Source organism: Nitrospirota bacterium (assembly GCA_023229435.1).
Lineage (GTDB): Bacteria > Nitrospirota > UBA9217 > UBA9217 > UBA9217 > JALNZF01.
Genome location: JALNZF010000019.1, coordinates 17,629 through 40,617, shown reverse-complemented (window position 1 = coordinate 40,617; position 22,989 = coordinate 17,629). Strand labels below are relative to the sequence as shown.

Here is a 22,989-nt window from a genome sequence, read left to right as displayed (position 1 = left end):
AATTGAAGATTGGAAATTTTAGATTTTAAATTTTAAAATCAATTTCCAATCTTCAATCTTCAATTTCCAATTAATTCTTATTTCTGCGCTTCCGCCCCGCCGACGATCTCGGATATTTCCTTGGTGATCGCGGCCTGACGCTGTTTATTGAACTTGAGCGTGAGCCGTTCGATCATATCCTTGGCATTCCGTGTGGCGGAATCCATGGCCGTCATCCGCGACCCCATCTCGCTCGCCTGGCTCTCAAGCATCGCGCGGTATACCTGCACCTCAACGTGCTTCTGCAGAATGGAGCTCAGGATCGCCTCTGCCGACGGCTCATAGAGATAATCAACAGCGGCCATGAACGGGTCGGCCTCGGTCGGCGGCTCCACGGGCAGAAGTTTCTCAAGCGTTACCTTCTGCTGCATCACGCTCTTGAACTCGTTGTAGAGCAGGTACACTTCATCGGCATCGCCCGCGGCAAAACGTTCAACAACGTTTTTTCCGACATCGGCCGCTTTCTCATAGTCGATCATGCCGAGCTCCGACCACACTTTGCCCAGGGTATACCCGGAGCGCTTGCGGAAAAAATCGCGTCCTTTGCGGCCCACGACATTCACCTTCACGTCCTTGCCCTCGGCCTTGAACTGCTTGACGGCCTCGACAGCCTTGCGCAGGATATTGGTATTGTACGCGCCGCACAGCCCCCGGTCCGAGGTCAGTACGAGCAGCTTCACCTGTTTGGGCTCGCGCTTTGCCAGGAGCGGATGCTGCGCACGCTCCACACGGGCCGCAAGGTTCGTGATCACGGCAAACATCTTTCGCGCGTATGGCCTCGCCGATATCACGCGGTCCTGCGCACGGCGAAGCTTCGCAGCCGCAACCATCTTCATGGCCTTGGTGATCTGCTGGGTCTTCTTGACGCTCGTGATCTTTCTCTTAATGTCTCTTAAACTGGGCATTGATTGTCCCTGACTGTTTGATATTCAAGGATGCGCGCGTTTGAAGTTCATTCCGCATTCCGCATTCCGAAATCCGCATTCGAACACTACGCCGTGAATGTGTTCTTAAACTCTTCGATGGCGCTCTTGATGCGGGCCTTGAGGTCGTCGTCGAGCTGCTTCTTGCTTTTGATGTCGTTGAGCAACGGCTGGTACTTGCTCGTCACGAACCGCAGAAGTTCCGATTCGAACCGCCTCACCGCATTCACCGGCACTTCATCCACAAAACCGTTGGTCCCCGCGAAGATCACGAAGATCTGCTGCTCGACCGGAAGCGGAGAGTACTGGTCCTGCTTCAGAAGTTCGACCATGCGCTGACCGCGGTTCAACTGGGCCAGCGTGGCCTTGTCGAGGTCGCTGCCGAACTGTGAAAAGGCGGCAAGTTCCCGGTATTGGGCGAGGTCGAGGCGAAGCGTGCCCGCCACCTGCTTCATGGCCTTGATCTGGGCGCTGCCGCCCACGCGCGACACGGAAATACCGACGTTGATGGCCGGCCGCACGCCGGAGTAGAAAAGGTCGGATTCGAGGAAGATCTGTCCGTCCGTAATGGAGATCACGTTCGTCGGGATGTAGGCTGACACGTCGCCGGCCTGGGTCTCGATGATCGGAAGCGCGGTCAGCGATCCGCCGCCCATCTTGTCCGACAGCTTTGCCGCACGCTCGAGAAGACGGGAGTGGAGATAGAACACATCGCCGGGGTACGCTTCGCGGCCCGGGGGCCTGCGGAGCAGCAGCGAGAGCTGGCGGTAGGCCGTCGCTTGTTTCGAAAGATCGTCATACACGATCAGGGCGTGGCCGCCTTTGTCGCGGAAGTATTCGCCGATGGTGGCGCCCGTATAGGGAGCGATGAACTGGAGCGGCGCCGGATCGGACGCCGTGGCGGACACGATGATGGTATAGTCCATGGCGCCGTGTTCCGTCAGGGTCTTGACCACCTGCGCCACCGTGGAGCGCTTCTGTCCGATGGCCACATAGATGCAGATGACGTTCTGGCCCTTCTGGTTGATGATGGTGTCAATGGCAACGGCGGTCTTGCCGGTCTGGCGGTCGCCGATGATGAGCTCGCGCTGTCCGCGGCCGATCGGGATCATGGCGTCAATGGCCTTGATGCCGGTCTGGAGCGATTCGCGCACTGACTGGCGCTTTACGATGCCCGGTGCGATGACCTCGATATGGCGGAATTCTTTCGAGACAATGGGGCCTTTGCCGTCGATGGGTTGGCCGATGCCGTCCACCACGCGCCCCACCATGGCGTCGCCCACGGGGACTTCGGCGATCCTCTTGGTCCGCTTTACGATGTCCCCTTCGCGGATCCGGGAGTCGTCGCCCATGAGCACCGCGCCCACGCTCTCTTCTTCGAGGTTGAGCGCCATGCCCATGACGCCGCCCGGGAACTCCAGGAGCTCGCCTGACATGACGTTGTCGAGCCCGAAGACCTTGGCGATACCGTCGCCGACCGTAATGACGGTGCCGACCTCGGCGACCTCAACGGTCTTGTCGAAATCGGATATCTTCTTTTTTATGATCTCGCTGATTTCCTGTGCCTTGATCTGCATGTTACACCTCGTTAAGTTCAGGAGCCAGAAGCCAGAAAACAGAAGTCAGAATCACGCTACAGCATGACTGACTACTGACTCCTGACTACGGACTACTGGTTTATTAATTTAGCAACTGATTCCGCAGCTTGCCAAGCTGATTTTTGATGGTCCCGTCGTAGACCGTGCTTCCGATCTGCGCCCTGGCTCCACCGATGAGGGAGGCATCAACCTTCGCGTCGATGTCCACCTGTTTTCCGGTGAGTGCCTCGAGTTTTTTCTTGATTTCCGCCAGATCGGCCGGGTTTATCGCGGCCGCTGTGGTCAGTCGCGCCATGGCGCGATTAGTGCGTTGAGCCAATATCTCCAAAAACGCCTCATACATGTCGCTGATATATCTGATCCTGCCCGTTTCCGCCAGATGCTCCACGAACCGCTGGGTGGTCGGCTGCATGCCGAGCTTGACCGCCAGTTCCTGGATGACCGCCTTCTTGTTCTCGGGGGTAAAAACGGGGCTTGCAAAAAGCTTTTTCAGTGCCGGCAGGGAATCCACCGCGCTCGTGAACGCGGCAAGGTCGGCCCTGGTCTTGTCAACGGTCTTCTTTTCCTCGGCAAGCTGCACGAGGGCCTTGGCATATCTCTTCGCGATGATCCGAATCAAGCCCGGCCTCCCACTTTGGAGATGTATTCTTTCACAATGCGCTCATGGTCCTGGCTGTTGATCTTCTGTTTGATCCTGCCTTCCGCAAGGTCAAGGGCAAGGAGCGACGCCTCGGCCGCGAGCGCGCTTTTTGCCTTATGGAGCTCGCTATCAATGCCCTGCTTGACCTGGGCCTGAACCTCATGCGCTACCTTCCTGCCTTCGTCAACGAGCGCCTGTTTGTCCTTCTCGGCGCGGGCCTGGGCATCGGCGACCATCCTGCCTGTCTCCGCCTCCATCTCCTTGATCTTTCGCTCGAGGTCCGCGAGGGCGGCCACGGCGCGTTCCCGCGCCTCGTGCGAGTCCTGCATGGCCTTTGCGATCTCGGCGGACCGGCTTGCAAAGAAATCACGGATCGGCTTCCTTGAAAAATAGACGACAACCGACGCAATGACCGCGAAATTGACCAGCCTGGGCAGCCAGTCGCCCATGAAGGTTATCACCTCATGGCCTCCCTCAGCAGCTTCCGAGGCAAAGACACTTGCGGCGAACAGCATTGAGCCCATTTGGCAAATGATGATCTCTATCGTCTTTTTTAGGATTTTCATGATTTGCTTTTTCTCTAACTCCGAACTCCGCACTCCAAACGGAGCCTGCCCCCGAATGATCCTATCGGGGGAACTGTTTTTAAACCGCCCTTCCGAGCAGCTTGGCGGTAATGTCCTGCGACAGCCGCTCCGCCTCCTTTTTGAGGTCGGCACGGGCCGCTGTGGACGCCGCCGTGATCTCACCACGCGCCTTGTCCAGCATTTCGCCCGCTTTGGCGCGCTCCGCGGAGATCATGTCGCGCTGGGCATCGAGACCCTGCTGGTAAATGGCATTGTACGTTGTCACGGCCTTTTGCTTGGCCTCGGCCAGAGAGGCATTATACCGCTCCAGGATGTTCTGCATGTGTTCCTGCGCGGCCTTGGCATCGCCGAACGCGGAGCTGATGCCCTGCTCGCGCTCCTGCATGACCTGACGAATCGGCTTGAAGAGGATAAAGTTAAGCGCAATAAGCAGCACGATGAAATTGGCGATCTGCCAGAGAAGTGTGATGTTGATATCTATCATAAAGTACGAGAGCCTCTTCTAATGAACGGGAAATGCGGACCTTTTTGAAGTGTGGGAAAATTATCACAACCCCCTGACATTGTCAAGATTTTTTCCCATAAATAATATAAATGAGCGCCGGGTTTTTGATTATAGAAACCATGGCGGAACCGCGTCAATAAAGCCTGTTGACGAGGCGTCAATTTACAAAGTCCTTTACTCCCCTTTCCCTCAGTGGTAAAATGATATTTCTCCCGAAGCATTCGGACCCTATGAACAAGATCATCATAAAAGGCTGCCGCCAGCACAATTTAAAGAACATCGATGTCGAGATCCCGCGCGACCGGCTTGTGGTTATCACGGGACTGTCGGGCTCGGGCAAGTCTTCCCTCGCCTTCGATACCATCTATGCCGAAGGCCAGCGCCGCTACGTCGAGAGCCTCTCTGCCTACGCGCGCCAGTTCCTGGGCCAGATGGACAAACCCGACGTGGATTCCATCGACGGCCTCTCCCCCGCCATCGCCATTGAACAGAAGACCACGAGCAAGAACCCCCGCTCCACCGTGGGCACCGTGACCGAGGTCTACGACTACCTGCGCCTGCTCTTCGCGCGCATCGGCAAGCCCTATTGCTGGAAGTGCGGCAGGGAGATCGCGGCCCAGACCGTTCAGCAGATCACCGATGCGGTCATGGCCCTGCCTGACGGCACGCGCATCCAGGTCCTGGCGCCAATCGTTCGCGGACGCAAGGGCGAGTACCGGAAAGAGCTTATGGCCGCGGGCGCCTCGGGCTATGTGCGCGCCCGGGTTGACGGGGCGATCAAGGAACTTGCCGAGCCCATCCCGATGGACAAAAAAAAGAAGCACGACATCGAGATCGTGATCGACCGGCTCGTGGTAAAGCCCGGCATCGAGCGCAGGCTCGCGGAAAGTATCGAGACCGCCCTCCGCCAGGCCGAAGGCCTCGTGCTGATCAATCTGGTGGACCAGAAAAAGGACCTGCTCTACAGCGAGAAGCTCGCCTGCATCGTGGACAACATCAGCTATCCCGAGATCGCTCCCAACACCTTTTCCTTCAACAGCCCCCAGGGCGCCTGCCCCACCTGCGACGGCCTCGGCGGTCTTCTGGAGTTCGACCCCGGGCTCATCATCCCGAACCCCACTCTTTCACTCCGCGATGGAGCCGTCAAGCCCTGGGCGAAACGCACGTCGGTCTACCACCATGAAATGCTCCACACCCTTGCGGAAGGCTGCGGTTTCGACGTGAACACCCCGTTCAAGGACCTGAGACCGGCGCAGCAGAAGATGCTGCTGTACGGCTACAGCGAGAGCGAGGCGAAAGCCCTGTCAACCCGAAAGGGCGCGGTGTGCAAGCCTTTCGAAGGCATTATCGAGAACCTGAAACGGCGGTATGATGAGACCGATTCCTACGCCATCCAGTGGGAGATGGAACAGTACATGAACTACCAGGCCTGCCCTGACTGCGGCGGCAGCAGGCTGCGCAAGGAATCGCTGGCGATCAAGGTCGCCGGCCTGAGCATCCACGACATCACGCGCATGAGCATCAAACAGGCGCTGCTGTTCTTCAACGATCTTACGCTTACGGACAAGGAAACGGCCATTGCCCAGCGGATCCTGAAGGAGATCCGCGAGCGTCTCGGGTTCATGATCCACGTGGGACTCGATTATCTCTCTCTGAACCGCGGCGCGGCCACGCTGTCGGGCGGCGAGGGCCAGCGCATCCGGCTTGCCACGCAGATCGGCTCGTCCCTCGTGGGTGTGCTCTATATTCTGGATGAACCGAGCATCGGCCTGCACCAGCGGGACAACCGCAGGCTTCTCGATACCTTGTTCCGGCTTCGCGACCTCGGCAACACCGTGCTCGTCGTGGAGCACGACGAGGAGACCATCAGCGCGGCGGACCACGTGATCGACATGGGCCCGGGCGCCGGCGTGCACGGCGGCGAGATCGTGGCCCAGGGAACGCCGCAGGAGATCCAGAAGGTCGGGGCTTCGCTCACCGGCCAGTACCTCTCCGGCAAGGTCTTTATCAAGGTGCCGTCTTCCCGCAGAAGATCCACGAAGGCGATCAGCGTTATCAACGCGGAGGAGAACAACCTTGGGAACATAACGGTGCAGTTTCCCCTCGGCGTTTTCACCTGCGTGACCGGCGTTTCAGGCTCGGGCAAGAGCACGCTCGTGGTGGACATCCTGTACCGCGCCCTTGCCCAGCGCCTGTACCGTTCCACGGAACGGGCGGGAAAGCACAAGGACATCACGGGCCTCGAACATGTCGACAAGGTGATCGACATCGACCAGTCGCCCATCGGCAGAACGCCGCGTTCGAACCCGGCCACCTACACCGGAGTGTTCGGACCGGTCCGTGATCTGTTTTCCCAGCTGCCGGAGTCGCGCATGCGCGGGTACAAGCCCGGCCGCTACAGCTTCAACGTAAAAGGCGGCAGGTGCGAGGCCTGCGAGGGCGACGGTCTGATCAAGATCGAGATGCACTTCCTGCCCGACGTGTACGTGACCTGCGACGTGTGCCACGGCAGCCGGTACAACCGCGAAACGCTGGACATCCGGTACAAGGGCAGGAACGTCGCCGAGGTGCTCGGCATGACCGTGGAGCAGGCCTACGAGTTCTTCCAGAACGTGACGCCCGTCCGGTCCAAACTCCAGGCGCTGCTGGACGTGGGCCTCGGGTACATCACCCTGGGACAGTCGGCCACCACGCTCTCGGGCGGCGAGTCACAGCGCGTCAAACTCTCCAAAGAACTCTCCCGCCGCGCAACGGGAAGGACCTTGTACATTCTGGATGAGCCGACGACCGGCCTGCACTTCGCCGACACGCAAAAGCTGCTCGATATGCTGAACCAGCTCGTGGACGCGGGCAACACCGTGGTCGTGATCGAGCACAACCTCGACGTTATCAAGACCGCGGACTGGATCATCGACCTCGGCCCCGAGGGCGGCGACCGGGGCGGCCGGATCGTGGCCCAGGGAACGCCCGAGGACGTGGTGCTGGTGAAGGAATCGTATACGGGGCAGTTTTTGAAAAAGACCTTGCAAATTGCAAAATGAAAAATGTAAAATGTGCTGATAGCAACCACCCCTCACCTTAATCCTCTCCCCTGATGGGAGAGGAAATAAAAGCTCCCTCGCCCCTATCGGGGAGAGGGCTGGGGTGAGGGGGATTTTTTGCATGACTCGTTGGTATGAGGCCACTCCTCGCCAAATAGTTACAATTCGCTTTTCGTCAACCGGAGGTCACATGAAACAACTTTTCACCCTTCTCGCCATAACAGCACTGCTGTTCACGACATCCGCCTGCAGCGGTAAAAAAACGCCTGACCAGTCGGCCGTCAAAAGCAAGAACGTCCTCTCCGCGCTGAGGGACATGCGGACGGCATATGAGAAAAAGGACCTCTCCTCATTCATGGATAACGTGGCGCCCGCTTATCAAGACAGGGAAGCGTTTTCCCGGTCCCTTGCAGCCGTGTTCTTGAAGAATGAAACCATCCACTTCAACATCCAGTACACCAAGATGCTCATCATGGTCGAGGAAAAGGGACCGATCAAGACATCATTCAACTGGGACGGAGAGTGGCTTGCCGTTGGAGGGACTACCCAGAAAAACGGCGGACGGGTCACGCTGGTCTTTGAGCCCGGAAATTTCAAGCTCATGTCCATTGACGGGAAGGACCCCTTTGTGCCGCTGCCGGTGGAAATGCCGGGAAAGCCGTAGTTTTATTTCGGATTGACGATTGCGGAATGCGGAATGAGGGCACAATGCTCTAAAGTCTTTTCACTCCGAAATCCGCACTCCGAAATCCGCAATCACATCATGCCTTTCACTGAAGAACATATAAAAACCGACTTTCTTATCATCGGCGGGGGTGTGGCCGGGCTCCGGGCGGCCATCGAACTGGCGCGGAACGGCGAGGTCCTCGTCGTGACCAAAGACGCGCCTACCGAGAGCAGCAGCGAATACGCCCAGGGCGGCGTGGCCGTTGCGCTTTCGGACGAGGACGAGATCTCGATCCACTTCGAGGACACCATCAGGGCGGGCGACGGGCTCTGCCTGCGCAAGGCCGTGGGCACGCTTGTTGAAGAGGGTCCCACGCGGATACGCGAGCTCATCCTCTGGGGCGCGGAATTCGACAAAGAAGGAACGAAGCTCGCGTTCACGCAGGAAGCGGCCCACACCAAGCGCCGCATCCTCCATGCCCAGGGAGACTCGACCGGCAAAGAGATCATGCGCGTGCTGATCGACAAGGTCCGCTCCACCGGCACGGTGTCCAAGATAGACTTCGCGTTCACCCGGGACCTGATCATCCGGAATAATCGCTGCGTCGGGGCCGTGGTCTGCCAGCAGGCCTTGCGCAAGATCCTCATCATTTCCGCGCGCGCGGTGGTACTCGCCACGGGCGGAGCGGGCCGGCTGTATGAGCGTACCACGAATCCCGCTGTGGCCACCGGCGACGGCATGGCCATGGCTTTTCGCGCGGGCGCGGCGCTCGTGGACATGGAGTTCGTTCAATTTCACCCCACCGCGCTCTTTCGCAAGGGAGCGCCCCAGTTCCTGCTTTCCGAGGCCATGCGCGGAGAAGGCGGCATGCTGAAGAACATCAACGGACTGCGCTTTATGGACCGCTACCATTCCGCGCGCGAGCTCGCGCCGCGCGACGTGGTCACCCGCGCCATCCACTCCGAGATGGCTGCCACCGGGGCCGACAATGTATTTCTCGACATGACGCATTTACAGGCCGATTACGTGATGCAGCGTTTCCCCCGCATTTACCGGACCTGCAAGGACCTCGGCATCGACATCACGAAAGAGCCGGTCCCGGTATCGCCCGCGGCCCATTACATCATGGGCGGGGTCAAGACCGACTTCTGGGGCGCCACCTCCATTCACGGCCTCTTTGCCGCCGGCGAAGCCGCCTGTACCGGCGTGCACGGGGCAAACCGCCTCGCGAGCAATTCCCTGCTGGAAGGACTGGTCTACGGAGAACGGGCCGGGCTCGGGGCCGCGCGGTATGCGCGCAAACACTTCAACCGGCACACCGGCGGTCTGCATGATGTTATTCAGAGATTGCCTGAGGCGCGCCATGCTTCAGGCGCGATGCCGGATATAGTCAAGATGCGCTCTTCGCTCAGAAAACTCATGTGGGAGCAGGTCGGCATCGTTCGCGAAAAAAAGGGTTTGACCAGGGCGCTCAGGCAGCTCAAGGAATGGGACCGGATGATGAAGGGCCGCGCCCCTGACCGGAATGTCTTCGAGATCAGGAACATGATCACGACGGCCCTGCTCATCACCCGCTCGGCGCTGCAACGGGAAGGCAGTGTGGGAGCGCACTTTCGAAGTGATTTTCCAACAAAGGGGAAAAACTGGCGAAGGAGAACGGTGATAAAACGTTAGGCGCGGTCTGCATTCCCTGCGCGGCCTTCTTGATGACAGGCGATCCCGGGAACCGCCCAGGGTCCCCCTCTTTCGTAACAAATCGGCTATGATCTGTCCAAAATCTCCCGCACCTGCGTCAATAGATTGTTCGGCGATATCGGCTTATAGATAACCGCAACGTTATCATCCAGCAACACCTTCTGTCGGATGATGTCAGGAGCATAGCCGCTCTGGAATAAGACCTTGATGTCGGGCTGGATCGCACTGATCGCGTCATAGGCCTCTTTTCCGGTCATCTGCGGCATGATAATATCGAACAGAAGAAGCTTGATCCTGTCCCTGTCCGCCAGGTACTTGTTCACCGCGGTCTGCCCGTCATTTGCCGTTATCACCTTGTATCCAAAATCTTCAAGCACGGTCCTGGTGAGGATTCTGACTGTTTCGTCATCCTCTGCGAGCAGAATAGTCTCGGTGCCTCCCAGGGGACGATATTCCGCCATTGTTTTCTCTCCCTCCACGCCCGCAGCGATGAGCGGCAGGTAGATCTTGAAGGTCGTGCCCCGGCCCGGTTCGCTGTACACATTGATCAACCCGTCATGCTGTTTGATGATGCCGTACACCACCGCAAGCCCCAGACCCGTGCCCTTGCCCACCTCTTTGGTCGTGAAGAAAGGCTCGAAAATCCTCTCTCTTGTCTCTTCATCCATGCCCTTGCCCGTGTCCGAGATGGAGGCCAGCACATAGTTGCCGGGCTTGCCAAAACCATGGATGGTGATGAACTCTTCGTCGAACCGCACGTTCTCCGTGGTGACCGTGAAGATGCCTCCCCCTGGCATGGCGTCCCGGGCGTTCGTCGCGAGGTTCATCAGGACCTGCTCAAGCTGGTGCGAATCTCCGAGGACCGGCATGGCTTCACTGCTCAGCATGGTTTTGCAATCGACATCCTCTCCAATGACGCGCACCAGAAACTTCTCCAGCCTTCTGATGATCTCGTTCAGATCCACGGGCTTTCGTTCACTGACCTGTTTCCTGCTGAACAGCAGGAGGTCTTTCGTCAGGTGCGCTGCCCGGTCCCCTGCATCAAGCATGTGTTCGATGTTCAAGCGCTGGGGGTCGTCCTTTGCCATCTTCATGAGGGCAATGTTCCCGTAGCCGACAATGGCGGTCAGGATATTGTTGAAGTCATGGGCGATGCCGCCGGCAAGGGTGCCGATCGATTCCATCTTCTGGGATTGGTGAAGCTGGTCTTCGAGTTTCAGCCTTTCGGTGATGTCAACAAGGGTTTCGATCGCGGTAACGACCTCGCCTGATCCGTCTTTCGAGAGGGGATACGCCTTTGTCTCGATATGCACCGACCCTCCCTTTGCGTCCTGATGCATATGGACACCGGTGTGGGTTTTTCGCGTCTCAAATACTTTTTGGACCGCACAGGGATGCCCCATACTAAAACAGGGGACCGAGACGCGATGAGATACTTCGTAACAATGCCTGCCGATGACCTTTTCCAAAGGAATGTCGATCATCTTCGCGTATGCCTTGTTCGCGGACAGTATCCGGAAATCACGGTCGATGATAAGGAAACCCTCATCAACGCTTTCAAGAATATTTTTAATGAATTCCTCGCTCTCGCGCAGCGCCTCCTCCGCCTTCTTTTTTTCGGTGATGTCCCTGAAAATACCGAGGAGATATGTCCTGTCTCCGAGTGTTATGACGGACGAGTTGACGTCAGCATAAAACAGGCTGCCGTCTTTTCTTATTACCGGGATATCCTTGGCAATCTGTAATTCTTTCTTCGCCTGTTTATTGAACTGCTCTATGACATACGGTATGTCTTTTTCAGGATGAATGTCGCGAACGCTGAGATTTTTTATCTCCTGCTCATCATAGGCAAGCATTCTGCAGATCGTTCTGTTTCCCATCATGAATCTATTCGTCTCAACATCCGCGATAAGGATCCCGTCATTCGCGGTATCAAAAACGTTTTTGAACTTTTCCTCTGATTCTCTGATCTTCTCCTCCGCCTGCCTGCGCTCGGTGATGTCACGCACGGCGACGATCAACCGGCCCTTGCCGCCGATTGAGGCCTTTCGCATATTCACCTCTACCCAGAACAGATTCCCGTCCTTCCGGCGCGCATGCCATTCGATCAATTGCGGCTCTCCCTGTGCCGCCTTTCTGATCCAGGCGACTGCGTCGTCCTGGGTGTAGGGGGGCTTTCCGGAACTTAAGTCCGCGATCGTGAGTTGTAACGCCTCGTCATGCCCATAGCCGTACATTTCGCACATTCTCGAGTTCACATCAAGAATTGCACCGCTCGTGAGGTCATGGATGAAAAGGGCGTCGTTGACCGCATTGAAGGTCGACTGCAGCGCATCCGCCGCTGCCGAGACTTTCTTGTTGAGTCTGGTAATGCTTTGATATCGCCAGTAGAGAAGGGTCATCATCACCAGCAGCAACCCGCCTCCCATGGTCAGGGCGGTGCGCGCCGCGGTCCAATAGGGCTGCGGATGGCCGTACCATTTGGTGAACAGCCTCGCATATTCAGGGGTGCCCACGAATTCCTTGACACTTTTATTGAGACGATCACGGAAAGCGGGGTCATCCTTGCGCAGGGCAATACCGCGCTTGGCCTCATAGATCGGCGGAGAAAGCGCCTTGATTTTGTCCTCTATACCCGCCTCATAGGCAAGTTTCATGAGGTTGGGGTTCAGGACAAAAGCCGCGTCGATCTGCCCGGCGAGCAGGGAAAAAAGCACCCTGGTCATGTCTTCATACAGCACGATCTCGACCTTCGGGGCGTTCTTCCGCATGTATTCTTCAGGAACCGCTCCTTTGAGAGTGCCCACTCTGAGGCCGGGGGAAAATCCTGTCACTCTGCTGTCAACCGTTACGATCAGACCTACCGGCATGACCTCGATGGGATCGGTAAAATCCAGCAACTCCTCGCGCTCCGGCGAGATGGTCAGGTGCGGGATCACGTCGACCTTGCCAATGCGCACCATCTCGATCATTTCGTCCCAGGGTTTGCCAAAGACATACTCCACCCTCATTCCGGACCGCCGGGCTATCTCGTCCATCACATCGATGGCAAAGCCCGCGGCCTTGCCGGTCGTTGGGTCCTTGAAATAGGTGGGAGGCAGATCAGCCGGAACAACGGCTATGAGGGTGTCCTTGATAACACCCGTATCGGTAGGCGACACTGCAGATCCAGCCAAACAGTGCAATGGCAGGAAGAGGAAGATCAGGAGCGCGATAATCGTCTGCATGATTGAGCCTCTTATTTCCTTGCGTTCAGCCTGGACGCGCATTTTCGGATGGACTTTCCGGCCAGGGAAAACTGGATAAGGAGAACGGTGATAAGGCGATCGTGGTCGTCCAAGAAATCATGCCCGGCTCGCCACTCCGGCTAACGCGGCCAATAAGGAGAGGGGTAGTGCCATCCCCACGGATCGTACAGAAACGGCGAACGATAGAAGAAGGGATCATAATAGGGATAATAATAGGGATAGGGCCAATCGTATTCCGTGCGCTCTTCCCAAAGATAGAGCTCTCTGATCTCGAATACCGGATACACGTACTCCATCTCATCGATCTTGCCCTTGCGCGCCTCCACAAATTCTCCCGCCAGTGTGATCTCCCGTCCCTTCTTATACACCATGGGGTCGAGAATGCCCTTTGATTTTGGATACAGGGCGAGGAATCTGCCCTGCGAACGTCCGGTTCCCTGCAGGTAGCCATACGAATCCACGGGCACGCTGAGCGCTTCTATCTGGGAACCTGTCCCGGTCAAGCGTGTCTGCACGATCAAGCCGCCCAGGATGAAGAGTTTGCCCTCGAACACTTCGGGGGTCTCCCGGAGATAGGCCAGGGAGAATTCGCGCACGCCCTCCTTCATGAGTTCGCGGTTCAGCACCGGCGAGCAGGAAGAGAGAGCAAGAAGAATGATGCCAATGAGGAAAGACCTTTTCATGGTTTGATTATGACACCCGAAAGCAAGTCCTGTCAAGCCTTGTTCCGTATTTTCAATTGCATATCGAAATACCACCGTGGTATACTTCCTCTTATATTGCAAGGAGGTACCCGTCATGGTATCAAAAAAACCGAAGATAAAATTGTACGCCCTCAGCACCTGTTCGCACTGCATGCGCACCAAGCGCTTTTTTAAAGAACACGGGATCGACACGGATATCGTGGATGTGGACCTCCTGACCGGGGCGGAACGGGAGCGCATCATCAATGAAGTCCGGAAGCTGAACCCCGACTGCAGCTTTCCAACCATCTGCATCGACGATGAGGTGATCGTTGGTTTCAACGAGGAAAAACTGCGCAAAACCTTGGGTCTGCAATGACGCCGGATACGCTTTACGATATATTGTCAAAATATGCCGAGTCGCAGGGCATTCGCCTGAACAAGGACAAACCGTTCGTCATGGATATTCTGCAAGGATTGCTCACGAACGAGACCCGGTACGGCTACCGTTCCTGTCCCTGCCGTCTTGCCGGGGAGGTAAAGGAGAAGGACGCGGACATTATCTGCCCCTGTGTGTACCGCGATCCCGATATCAAGGAATTCGGAAACTGCTTCTGCGGGCTCTATGTTTCCGTGGAGTGGAACGAGGGCAGGATCGAACACCGTCAGGTCCCGGAGCGGAGACCGAAAGAGAAAAGAGCAACCTAAGATCATTTCACCGCGGATGCAGAGAAATCAATTCAGCTAAACGTAATTAACTCGTAAGAAGTCGGATTTAACCGCAGAAATGCATCAAACGTAATAAATCCTATCATTGAAAGGTTGTCTGTATAATGAAGAAAAAAGATAAGAGCAGGAAAAAACCGGACATGCCGGAGTTCCTTTTCAAGGAGTTCACGCCGGAAGAGAGCGCACTATACGAGGACGCGGTGAATAAATTCCGCGAAGCGATCGCCGCGGGGAAAACACTTCGACAGGCGTATGAAAGTTACACTGTCGTGGACAAGGAGCTTGAAGCGCTCATCCAGGCTGATTTCTTAAAGATCATGATCGCCGAGCGTCACTTTGCCCAACAACAACCTCTTGCGGATATAGCCAAGGCACTTGACGTGCCCCTCGATCTCGTCAAGGACACCCACAAACGGATGCTGCAGGAAGTGGGGGTCACGGCGGCCAACCAGTTCGGCCGGGAGTACGGCGACAGCATTGCGAAGGCGAACGACTAAGACAGACTATTCACCGCAAGGAAACACGGAGCGCGGAGTTTTTTCCCCGGATAGTAAATCCTGATGGTCTCGTAAAAAAAGCGTCATACCCGCGAAAGCGGGTATCCATGGCACAAACAATCACTTAAATTGACTGGATTCCCGTTTTCACGGGAATGACGGTAAAAGTGATATCTGGACTTTTTATAAAACCATCAATCCTGACTCGTTCGAAGAGTTCAAAAAAAACCATTACAGCCGGATCAGGTCCTGATGATCATCTTCGTGGGGATTGATATGGATCATGACGTCCCCGACGCTTGCAAAGCTTTCAAAGATAAACTTCTTCACGGCCATGGCGATCGCGTGGGACTCGCGCACGGTCATTAAAGGATTCATATCGAGCTTCAGGTCCACGATCAGGTACTGGCCCGATCTGCGGCAGCGAATTTCGTGGACATGCTCGACGCCCGCCACTCCTTCTGCGATCTTTCTCACATCCTCCAGGCAATTGTCGTCAGGTTTTCCGTCCATGAGCTCATGGGCCGCGCCCATGAAGGTCTTATAGCCGATGTAGAAAATGAAGATCGAGGTGATCCCCGCGGCAATGGGGTCCATCACGGTGAGACCGAAGAACGCTCCGGTGACGCCCACCAGGGTGCTCACCGACGTGATCGCGTCCTTCCGGTGGTCCTTGGCCACGGCCAGGATCGCCGGGCTGCCGAGTTTTTTGCCTGCGGTGATGGAGTAGCGGTAGAGGGCCTCTTTCGTGATGATCGTGAGGAAGGCGGCGGCCACTGCCATTGCGGCCGGGACCTCGTACACACCATCAATGACGGCGTGGATGGACCGGAAAAGGATCCAACCGCCCGTGGAGAAGATGATGAGGGACACGATGATGGCGGAAATGCTCTCGGCCTTGCCATGGCCGTAGGGATGAGACTCATCAAAAGGACGGCTGCCGATGCGCAGGGCGATCATGCTCGACCCGAGGGCGATGAAGTCCGCGGCGCTTTCCATGCCGTCGGCAAAGACCGCTTCCGATCTGCCGAAATAACCCGCGAGCAGTTTCATGATCATCAGTCCGGCATTCACCCAGAACCCGATCTTAATGACCCTTCCCGCGCTTCCGAACCGTTCGTGCCGATCCACCTGAACCCTCCCCGCAAATCTGTCAGCCGTAAAGTACTTCACAAACCAAGCGCGTGAATTTTGAGCGCAAGTTTCTAAAAATTAATAAAGTTCACCGCAGAGGACTTCGGCGAGCTCAGTCGAGTCGCGCTGAGACGCCGAGAAAAACATATGAGACCTTGGCTGAGAAGAATTAAAAAACTGATTTCCTCCGCGTCTCCGCGGTTCAAGAATTTATGTTCTCTCTTTCGCATTCCAAAATCCCCAATCGGGCACTGCCTGCTACTCCCACTCGATCGTGCTCGGCGGCTTGGACGAGATGTCGAAGACCACGCGGTTCACGCCCTTCACTTCATTGATGATGCGGTTCGACATGACCCCAAGGAGATCATAGGGGATTCTCGCCCAGTCAGCGGTCATGCCGTCCTGGCTCGTGACCGCGCGGATCGCGACCACATTCTCATAGGTACGCTCATCGCCCATCACGCCCACGGTCTTGACCGGAAGCAGCACGGCAAAGGACTGCCAGATCTCCTTGTACAGTCCGGCCTTTTTGATCTCCTCTATCACGATGGCATCAGCCTCGCGCAGAAGGCTGGTCCGTGCCTCGGTCACCTCACCGAGGATACGGATGGCAAGCCCCGGTCCCGGGAAAGGCTGACGGTCGATGATATCATCGGGCATCTTCATCTCGCGGCCGATTGCCCGCACCTCGTCCTTGAACAATTCCCTGAGCGGTTCCACCAGCTTCAGCTTCATCTTCTCCGGCAGACCGCCCACATTGTGATGGGACTTGATGATCGCCGACGGGCCCTTGAAGGAAACGCTCTCGATCACATCGGGATAGAGCGTGCCCTGGACCAGGAACTCGGCCCCGCCGACTGCCAGCGCTTCCCGCTCGAACACATCGATAAAGGTATTGCCGATGATCTTCCGCTTCTTCTCCGGGTCTTCGACCCCTTTCAGCTTGGTGAGAAATTCCGCTGATGCATCGACGTATTTGAGGTTCAGACCCATGTCCTTGAACGTATGCTGCACTTTTTCAGCTTCGTCCTTGCGGAGAACGCCGTTGTTCACGAAAATGCAGGTAAGCTGCTTGCCGATGGCCTTGTATACAAGCACTGCCGCAACCGAGGAGTCCACACCGCCGGACAGACCGCAGACCGCCTGTTTGCTCCCCACGGCCTTGCGGATTTCGCCCACGGAGTAGTCAACAAACGAAGCCATGTTCCAGGTTGGCTTACATCCGCAGATGGTATAGACGAAGTTCCTGAGGATCTGCGCGCCCTGGGGAGTGTGTACGACCTCAGGATGGAACTGGACGCCGTAGAACTTATGTTTCTCGTCCACCATAGCGGCAGTCGGAGAGTTGTCCGTGAACGCCGCAACTGCCCAGTTGCTGTCGGGCATCGTCACAATCCGGTCTGCATGACTCATCCAAACGGTTGTCGTGCCGCCTTTGCCGATACCGGCGAACAAACCCTTGTCCTCGCGAATATTCAGTTCTGCCTTCCCGTACTCGCGCTTCGTCGACTTCGCGACCTGACCACCGAGAACATGGGTCAATAACTGCATGCCGTAGCAGATCCCGAGCACGGGAACGCCAAGCTCAAGGTGCGCCTTGTTGATGAGCGGCGCACCAGGGTCATACACGCTCGACGGCCCCCCCGAAAGGATCAGCCCCTTCGGCTTGAAGGACTTGATCTTATCCATCCCGGCGTTGAACGGGAATATTTCGCAATAGACCTTCGCTTCGCGCACCCTGCGGGCGATGAGCTGGGTGTACTGTGACCCGAAGTCGAGGATCAGTATTCGTTCACTATGGATGTCCGACACGGAGGCTCCTTTCAAATCCGGAAACAAAAGAATCAAATTCTACCAGTTTTTTACCACAAAGACACCAAGACACAAAGAAGGGCTTAAATACTTAAGTTAGTCAAATCTTAAAGACATTCGTGTGTTACTTCGTGCCTTCGCGACTTCGTGGTGAAAAGGTTCTAAAGCCGGCTGGTCAGGGTTAGATTATCTTACCCTATGTCATGAATGCCTGTCAATCTGAACATGCGACCGGCCAAAACTCACCTTGACAAGGATTGCCGTGTCCGTTTATTATCATTCATATGAAGGAATCGCTTTACCGAAGATTGCAGGAGACCGCGCACCGCGTGGCCGGTTCCCTGCCGCGTCCGCTGTTCTACAGCCGGGAGACTGGTGCCGTACGCCGCTCCGAGGAGATGCTGAAGACCCATGCGCTCATCCTCAAGTGCCATGCTCATCTGGACGAATCACAGCTGGAATGCGCGCATGGCCTGTGCCACTGCGAGGCAGTAGCGCGGGATGCGGGCGCCATTGTCCTGATCGAAGGCCGCAACCGGGGAATGGACCAGGTAGACATTGATCCGCTCTTTACCGCGGCGATCATAGCCGGTCTCCTGCATGACATCAAACGCAGGGAACAGGACCACGCGGTCTTGGGAAGTCTGGAGGCGGAGAAGATCCTGAAAACGCTGTCCGTGGATGAACGCAGCCGCTCCTACATCTCGTACGCGATACGGAACCATGAAGCGTTTAAAGCGGTCTGTGAACTGGATGACTCAGAGGGCTGCATGGTCAGCGACGCGCTCTATGACGCCGACAAGTTCCGTTGGGGACCGGAAAACTTCACCGCGACGCTCTGGCTCATGGTCGAAGACCACCGGATACCGCCTGAAACGCTGTACAGATCCTTTAAGGAAAAAATGAACGGGATCGAAAAGATCAAGGAAACCTTCCGGACCGGCACCGGCAAACAGTACGGCCCGGAATTCATCGATCAGGGAATAACGATCGGCAGGGTTATCTATGATGAGATGAGCGAACTTCTCACCAACCGCGAGTAGCGGAGGTTTCCTCCTGACTCCTGACAAACTGGAACAGAGAGGTCAAAACCAAAAAGCGTCTCATGCAAAAACGTACCCTCGTGGCCCTCTTCTTGGCCATTGCGCAAAATATTCTTCCAATTTTGAGAAGAATTTTAGCATCTACTCAGGTCAAATCAGGTCAAAATCTGTTAGCCGCGAAAGAACCCCCGATAAGACATTTCGAGGGCAGGCTCCAGGATCGCAGAGAAAATTATAACTGAAATACATGGTTTCAGGTTTTTCTTTGAGTTCTTTGCGTTCTTTTGCGGCCAATCTGAGTAGTTACGAATTTTATTTGCAACTGCCTAATCGATGTCTCCGATCTGCCCCTTCTCCTTATTTCCGTACACCTTCCTCATCACCGTGTCCGTCCGCTCCTTGCGCGCCTCGGAAACCCCGTCCCGTATCTTGAGCGTCTCCTCCGCGAACATCGCCGCCCGGAGCCACTCGAATCCAAGCTTCAAGAGCTCCTCATCATCGGTACGAACCTTCTCAATCCGCTCCGCCGGTATATCATAGGTCTCGAGAAAACTGCTTCCGAAAACAAACTCCCTGAAATAGTCGGTATTGGTACTGACCATGAAGAACATCTGGTTCTTGATCTCGGGGAACTCCTTCTCGCCGAATGATTTTTTCTTGATAAGGACCTCCATCCAGCCGCGGTTCATGTCGTCGTAGCGGTCCGCACCCTGGTCCTTGCGCCACTCGGCAACGGTCCAGTCCTTGTTCTCCTCGAACCCCTTGCAGTGGTCCTCTTTGACCATGAAGTAGAACTCGTCCTTGCCGCCCTCAACTTCTTTCTTCCGGAGGGTCGCCATGCCCAGGGGATAGTAGCGGCAGTTGCTCGGCCGGTCCTCGTACACCGTGCAACCGTCGGGCGTCACAAAGGGACAACTCTTTTTTTCATCGGTCCCCATCTTGAGGATTATCACCGGCAGCAGCGTCTTTCCCAAAATCTCGATGGTGCAATATTGATTGATAAAATCCTCGGTGGTCATGCCCAGCCGCTTCCTGAGGCGCAGGAGGTCGTAGGGCGGCAGAACAATGTTGATATTGCTGCAGCAGGCCGTAAAGCACGAAACGCCCTTGTGACAGCGGAATTTGAACCTGCTGTTCTCCGTCAACTTGATCGGCACAACCTTGTCGCTCTTGCTCTTTTTTAACGGTTCGACGTCAAAATCATCCGGCTTAATATCTTTCATCTTATCTTTCATCTTGTCTTTTTTATTTTTCATGACTACCCTCTCATCTTTTTGCTTTTTCATTCCGCACTCCGCAATCCGAATTCCGCATTCGGTTCACTTCATCCATCCCTGTATCTCGTAATGCTGCTTAATGAAAAGCTCAACACCTTCGTGGTCAGACCCCAGAATATTCTTGAACCTGTCGAGCGCTTCGTAAAACGGCATCTCGCGTACACCGCTGGTCAGATTATCGGCATAAGAGACGAGCTTCTCTTCCATTGTCAACGGTAAATAATCTTTTTGAGGAAGTCCGAGCCGCGCAGCTTCAGCTGCGGTAATGCCTGCGCCGATGTGCCGCTCAATGATCAGCGCGAGCTGCTCTGAAAAACCAAGCTCGCGCGCGATTTCGACCCCTGCCACAGCGTGGTCGATGCCGTGAGTCCTGGCCCTGCCGATGTCATGGAATAGACCGCCTTGTCTGACCAGTTCCCGGTCAAGGGCAGCCTTGACACGTACGACAAGGGAAACCGCTGTCGCGGAAACGGCAAGACAGTGCTCCACGACATCCCTGGAGCAACCAGCAGTGATTAAAACCTCAGCCTCCCGCATAGCCTGAGGATAATACCACTTTACGAATAAATTTCAAATGAAGAACCCCGCGCCGCGATGGTGATAAAAAAAGGCTGCCCCATCAAATGGGGCAGCCTGGTTAATACGGTTGCTGCTTACTTTATCAACGGTACAATGAGAAGAGCGACGATGTTGATGACCTTGATCATCGGGTTGATGGCCGGTCCTGCGGTGTCCTTGTAAGGATCGCCGACCGTATCGCCCGTCACCGAGGCTTTGTGTCCTTCGCTGCCCTTTTTGTGCACAACGCCCTTGCTGTCCGTGACGCCGTCCTCGAAGGACTTCTTGGCATTGTCCCATGCGCCGCCGCCGGAGGTCATGGCAATGGCCTGGAACAGGCCGGTCACAATGGCGCCGATGAGCACGCCGCCGAGGGCTTCCTTGCCCAGGAAGAGGCCCACCACGACCGGTACGACCACCGGAAGGAGCGCCGGGAGCATCATCTCATGGATGGCGCTCTTGGTCACGATGTCAACGCACTTGCCGTATTCCGGCTTGCCGGTGCCTTCCATAATTCCTTTGATCTCGCGGAACTGTCTGCGAACTTCCTCCACCACACCGCCTGCCGCCTTAGCCACGGACTCCATAAGGAGCGCGCCGAAGTAGTAGGGGAGCAGGCCGCCGATGAACAGGCCGCAAAGAACCATGGGGTTCGAAAGGTCGAACAGGACCGTGGTGCCGAAGGAGCGTGAATATTCCGAGAACAGCACCAAAGCGGCAAGGGCCGCGGATCCGATGGCATAGCCCTTGGTTACTGCCTTGGTGGTATTGCCGACTGCATCGAGGGGATCCGTGATGTCGCGGATCTCTTTCGGAAGGTGGGCCATTTCAGCGACACCGCCCGCGTTGTCCGTGATCGGGCCGTAGGAGTCGATCGCCACGACGATACCGGTCATGGAGAGCATGGACACGGCTGCCAGCGCGATTGCAAAGATGCCGCCGGAGGCTGCGTTCGCTTCACCGGAGAATCCGCCGCCAAGCCAGTAAGCGCCGAGGATCGAGGCCACGATCACGAGCACCGGCGCTGAGGTGGACTTCATGCTGACTGCGAGTCCGGCAATCACGTTCGTGCCGTGGCCGGTGAGGCTCGCCTGTGCAATGTGCTGCACCGGGGGATACTCTTTAGCAGTGAAATACTCGGTGATCCAGACGATCAGGCCGGTAAGGGCAAGACCGATGAGGGAGATGAAGAACACGGTGTTCGCCGTAAAGACGCCGGCATTCGGGCCGAGGTCGGCGATAAAGCTTTTGGCCACAAAATAGAACGCTATTGCCGCGATAACGCCTGCAACGGCCAATCCCTTATAGAGGGCTCCCATGATGTAGTTGTTCTTGCCAAGTCTGACGAAGTAGGTGCCTACGATGGAAGCAATGATCGAAACAGCGCCGAGCATAAGCGGGAACTCGATCCAGGGGCTGTCCGCGCCGAACACGGTCTTGGCGAGCAGCATGGCGGCCACGAGGGTCACCGTGTAGGTCTCATACAGGTCGGCGGCCATACCGGCACAGTCGCCGACGTTGTCGCCCACGTTGTCGGCGATCACGGCCGGGTTGCGGGGATCGTCTTCGGGGATGTTCTTCTCAACCTTACCCACGAGGTCGGCGCCCACGTCAGCGGCCTTGGTGTAGATGCCGCCCGCGATACGGGCGAACACGCTCATGAGGGAGCAGCCGAAGCCGAGCCCGATGAGAGCGGTGGAAACCTGCTCAGCCGGAGCATAGGTCTTGGCGATGAGGTAAAAACCGGCAAGGCCGATGATGCCGAGGCCCACGACCATGATGCCGGTCACGGAGCCGCCCTTGAACGCGAGACTGAGCGCAGCCTGAAGGCCTTTGCTCGCTGCCGCTGCGGTACGCACGTTGGCACGGAGCGACACCCACATGCCGATGAACCCGGCGAGGGCGGAACCTACCGTCCCGATGATAAATCCGAGGGCTGCCCACTTCCCGAGTGCGGGAACGAAGAACAGGACAAGCACCAGAACCGCTGCGACCATTGCTACTGTCTTGTATTCGCGCGCCAGAAACGCATTAGCGCCTTCCTTCACTGCGTTGGAAATTTCGATCATTTTCTGATTGCCTGCATCCTGCTTGTTCACCCAGATCGCGGTCATGATGCCGTAGATGACACCAGCCACGCCGCATACGAGGGCAAATAAAATCGTGTTACTCATTAGTTCTCCTCCTTTAAATTGATTTATAATACGATAACATCAGTTTCAATATTATTTGCAGGCGCCGCTTCTTCCATCAGCCGCCTGGCTCCGATCGAACCTTTTGTTCCCTCAGGCATCCCTCCCTCATGAGTTTTTA

General features: G+C 56.3%; 19 protein-coding genes. 7 read left to right on the top strand and 12 right to left on the bottom strand.

From position 1 onward, the window contains the following. Nucleotides 1-77 precede the first annotated feature (77 nt). The 5 genes from atpG to M0R70_12085 form a co-directional block, all read right to left on the bottom strand. Nucleotides 78-944, bottom strand: coding sequence for an ATP synthase F1 subunit gamma (gene atpG / locus M0R70_12105; GenBank protein ID MCK9420111.1), 867 nt, complete (start codon nucleotides 942-944; stop codon nucleotides 78-80). Nucleotides 945-1,030: 86 nt separating this feature from the next. Next, nucleotides 1,031-2,539, bottom strand: coding sequence for a F0F1 ATP synthase subunit alpha (gene atpA / locus M0R70_12100; GenBank protein MCK9420110.1), 1,509 nt, complete (start codon nucleotides 2,537-2,539; stop codon nucleotides 1,031-1,033). Nucleotides 2,540-2,642: 103 nt separating this feature from the next. Beyond that, nucleotides 2,643-3,179, bottom strand: coding sequence for an ATP synthase F1 subunit delta (atpH, locus tag M0R70_12095; GenBank protein ID MCK9420109.1), 537 nt, complete (start codon nucleotides 3,177-3,179; stop codon nucleotides 2,643-2,645). Continuing rightward, the gene (locus M0R70_12090) at nucleotides 3,176-3,766 is read right to left on the bottom strand and encodes a hypothetical protein (GenBank protein MCK9420108.1); all 591 of its coding nucleotides are present in this window, start codon (nucleotides 3,764-3,766) and stop codon (nucleotides 3,176-3,178) included. Before M0R70_12090 ends, atpH begins: the two co-directional genes overlap by 4 nt. A 79-nt stretch (nucleotides 3,767-3,845) precedes the next feature. Beyond that, nucleotides 3,846-4,271, bottom strand: coding sequence for an ATP synthase F0 subunit B (locus tag M0R70_12085; protein MCK9420107.1), 426 nt, complete (start codon nucleotides 4,269-4,271; stop codon nucleotides 3,846-3,848). 251 nt (nucleotides 4,272-4,522) lie between these two features. Between M0R70_12085 and uvrA the strand changes: the two genes are divergently transcribed. The 3 genes from uvrA (at nucleotide 4,523) to nadB (ending at nucleotide 9,674) form a co-directional block, all read left to right on the top strand. Then, nucleotides 4,523-7,333, top strand: coding sequence for an excinuclease ABC subunit UvrA (gene uvrA, locus M0R70_12080; protein ID MCK9420106.1), 2,811 nt, complete (start codon nucleotides 4,523-4,525; stop codon nucleotides 7,331-7,333). 190 nt (nucleotides 7,334-7,523) lie between these two features. Next, nucleotides 7,524-7,997 (top strand): hypothetical protein, encoded by a 474-nt coding sequence (locus tag M0R70_12075; GenBank protein MCK9420105.1) that lies wholly within the window; start codon nucleotides 7,524-7,526, stop codon nucleotides 7,995-7,997. A gap of 99 nt (nucleotides 7,998-8,096) precedes the next feature. Next, a complete protein-coding gene (gene nadB / locus M0R70_12070; protein ID MCK9420104.1) occupies nucleotides 8,097-9,674 on the top strand; it encodes an L-aspartate oxidase in 1,578 nt (525 codons plus the stop codon). Between the two features lie 86 nt (nucleotides 9,675-9,760). Here nadB and M0R70_12065 read toward each other — a convergent pair whose 3' ends face one another. Together M0R70_12065 and M0R70_12060 are read right to left on the bottom strand one after the other, a co-directional pair. After that, the gene (locus tag M0R70_12065; protein MCK9420103.1) at nucleotides 9,761-12,922 is read right to left on the bottom strand and encodes a PAS domain S-box protein; all 3,162 of its coding nucleotides are present in this window, start codon (nucleotides 12,920-12,922) and stop codon (nucleotides 9,761-9,763) included. 140 nt (nucleotides 12,923-13,062) lie between these two features. Continuing rightward, entirely contained in the window at nucleotides 13,063-13,626 is a 564-nt protein-coding gene (locus M0R70_12060) for a Slp family lipoprotein (GenBank protein ID MCK9420102.1), read from the bottom strand. A 115-nt stretch (nucleotides 13,627-13,741) separates the two neighbouring features. On the opposite strand from M0R70_12060, the gene M0R70_12055 reads away from it, so the two are divergent. The 3 genes from M0R70_12055 (at nucleotide 13,742) to M0R70_12045 (ending at nucleotide 14,852) form a co-directional block, all read left to right on the top strand. After that, nucleotides 13,742-14,005, top strand: a complete 264-nt coding sequence (locus M0R70_12055) for a glutaredoxin family protein (GenBank protein ID MCK9420101.1) — start codon at nucleotides 13,742-13,744, stop codon at nucleotides 14,003-14,005. Further along, a complete protein-coding gene (locus M0R70_12050) occupies nucleotides 14,002-14,334 on the top strand; it encodes a ferredoxin:thioredoxin reductase (GenBank protein MCK9420100.1) in 333 nt (110 codons plus the stop codon). Before M0R70_12055 ends, M0R70_12050 begins: the two co-directional genes overlap by 4 nt. A gap of 125 nt (nucleotides 14,335-14,459) precedes the next feature. Beyond that, nucleotides 14,460-14,852 carry a hypothetical protein gene (locus M0R70_12045; protein ID MCK9420099.1) on the top strand — a complete coding sequence of 131 codons (393 nt, stop codon included), beginning with the start codon at nucleotides 14,460-14,462 and terminating at the stop codon, nucleotides 14,850-14,852. 231 nt (nucleotides 14,853-15,083) lie between these two features. Here the strand turns inward: M0R70_12045 and M0R70_12040 are convergent, their stop codons facing one another. Continuing rightward, a complete protein-coding gene (locus tag M0R70_12040; GenBank protein ID MCK9420098.1) occupies nucleotides 15,084-15,983 on the bottom strand; it encodes a cation diffusion facilitator family transporter in 900 nt (299 codons plus the stop codon). Between the two features lie 261 nt (nucleotides 15,984-16,244). Beyond that, entirely contained in the window at nucleotides 16,245-17,798 is a 1,554-nt protein-coding gene (gene guaA, locus M0R70_12035; GenBank protein ID MCK9420097.1) for a glutamine-hydrolyzing GMP synthase, read from the bottom strand. 284 nt (nucleotides 17,799-18,082) lie between these two features. Between guaA and M0R70_12030 the strand changes: the two genes are divergently transcribed. Next, nucleotides 18,083-18,841, top strand: coding sequence for a hypothetical protein (locus M0R70_12030; GenBank protein ID MCK9420096.1), 759 nt, complete (start codon nucleotides 18,083-18,085; stop codon nucleotides 18,839-18,841). A gap of 326 nt (nucleotides 18,842-19,167) precedes the next feature. On the opposite strand, the gene M0R70_12025 is transcribed toward M0R70_12030, so the two are convergent. The 3 genes from M0R70_12025 to M0R70_12015 all read right to left on the bottom strand — a co-directional run bounded on the left by M0R70_12025 (nucleotide 19,168) and on the right by M0R70_12015 (nucleotide 22,850). Continuing rightward, nucleotides 19,168-20,097, bottom strand: coding sequence for a YkgJ family cysteine cluster protein (locus tag M0R70_12025; protein MCK9420095.1), 930 nt, complete (start codon nucleotides 20,095-20,097; stop codon nucleotides 19,168-19,170). Nucleotides 20,098-20,160: 63 nt separating this feature from the next. After that, nucleotides 20,161-20,655: a TIGR00295 family protein gene (locus tag M0R70_12020; GenBank protein MCK9420094.1), complete on the bottom strand. Its 495-nt coding sequence runs from the start codon at nucleotides 20,653-20,655 to the stop codon at nucleotides 20,161-20,163. Between the two features lie 116 nt (nucleotides 20,656-20,771). Next, nucleotides 20,772-22,850: a sodium-translocating pyrophosphatase gene (locus M0R70_12015; protein MCK9420093.1), complete on the bottom strand. Its 2,079-nt coding sequence runs from the start codon at nucleotides 22,848-22,850 to the stop codon at nucleotides 20,772-20,774. Nucleotides 22,851-22,989: the final 139 nt, after the last annotated feature.

Coding starts and splice junctions, on each gene's coding strand:
- M0R70_12050 (MCK9420100.1), top strand. CDS start 14,002: ATGACGCCGGATACGCTTTACGATATATTGTCAAAATATGCCGAGTCG.
- M0R70_12025 (MCK9420095.1), bottom strand. CDS start 20,097: ATGAAAAATAAAAAAGACAAGATGAAAGATAAGATGAAAGATATTAAG.
- M0R70_12045 (MCK9420099.1), top strand. CDS start 14,460: ATGAAGAAAAAAGATAAGAGCAGGAAAAAACCGGACATGCCGGAGTTC.
- M0R70_12030 (MCK9420096.1), top strand. CDS start 18,083: ATGAAGGAATCGCTTTACCGAAGATTGCAGGAGACCGCGCACCGCGTG.
- M0R70_12075 (MCK9420105.1), top strand. CDS start 7,524: ATGAAACAACTTTTCACCCTTCTCGCCATAACAGCACTGCTGTTCACG.
- M0R70_12085 (MCK9420107.1), bottom strand. CDS start 4,271: ATGATAGATATCAACATCACACTTCTCTGGCAGATCGCCAATTTCATC.
- M0R70_12065 (MCK9420103.1), bottom strand. CDS start 12,922: ATGCAGACGATTATCGCGCTCCTGATCTTCCTCTTCCTGCCATTGCAC.
- M0R70_12090 (MCK9420108.1), bottom strand. CDS start 3,766: ATGAAAATCCTAAAAAAGACGATAGAGATCATCATTTGCCAAATGGGC.
- M0R70_12015 (MCK9420093.1), bottom strand. CDS start 22,850: ATGAGTAACACGATTTTATTTGCCCTCGTATGCGGCGTGGCTGGTGTC.
- M0R70_12020 (MCK9420094.1), bottom strand. CDS start 20,655: ATGCGGGAGGCTGAGGTTTTAATCACTGCTGGTTGCTCCAGGGATGTC.
- nadB (MCK9420104.1), top strand. CDS start 8,097: ATGCCTTTCACTGAAGAACATATAAAAACCGACTTTCTTATCATCGGC.
- uvrA (MCK9420106.1), top strand. CDS start 4,523: ATGAACAAGATCATCATAAAAGGCTGCCGCCAGCACAATTTAAAGAAC.
- atpA (MCK9420110.1), bottom strand. CDS start 2,539: ATGCAGATCAAGGCACAGGAAATCAGCGAGATCATAAAAAAGAAGATA.
- atpG (MCK9420111.1), bottom strand. CDS start 944: ATGCCCAGTTTAAGAGACATTAAGAGAAAGATCACGAGCGTCAAGAAG.
- M0R70_12060 (MCK9420102.1), bottom strand. CDS start 13,626: ATGAAAAGGTCTTTCCTCATTGGCATCATTCTTCTTGCTCTCTCTTCC.
- M0R70_12055 (MCK9420101.1), top strand. CDS start 13,742: ATGGTATCAAAAAAACCGAAGATAAAATTGTACGCCCTCAGCACCTGT.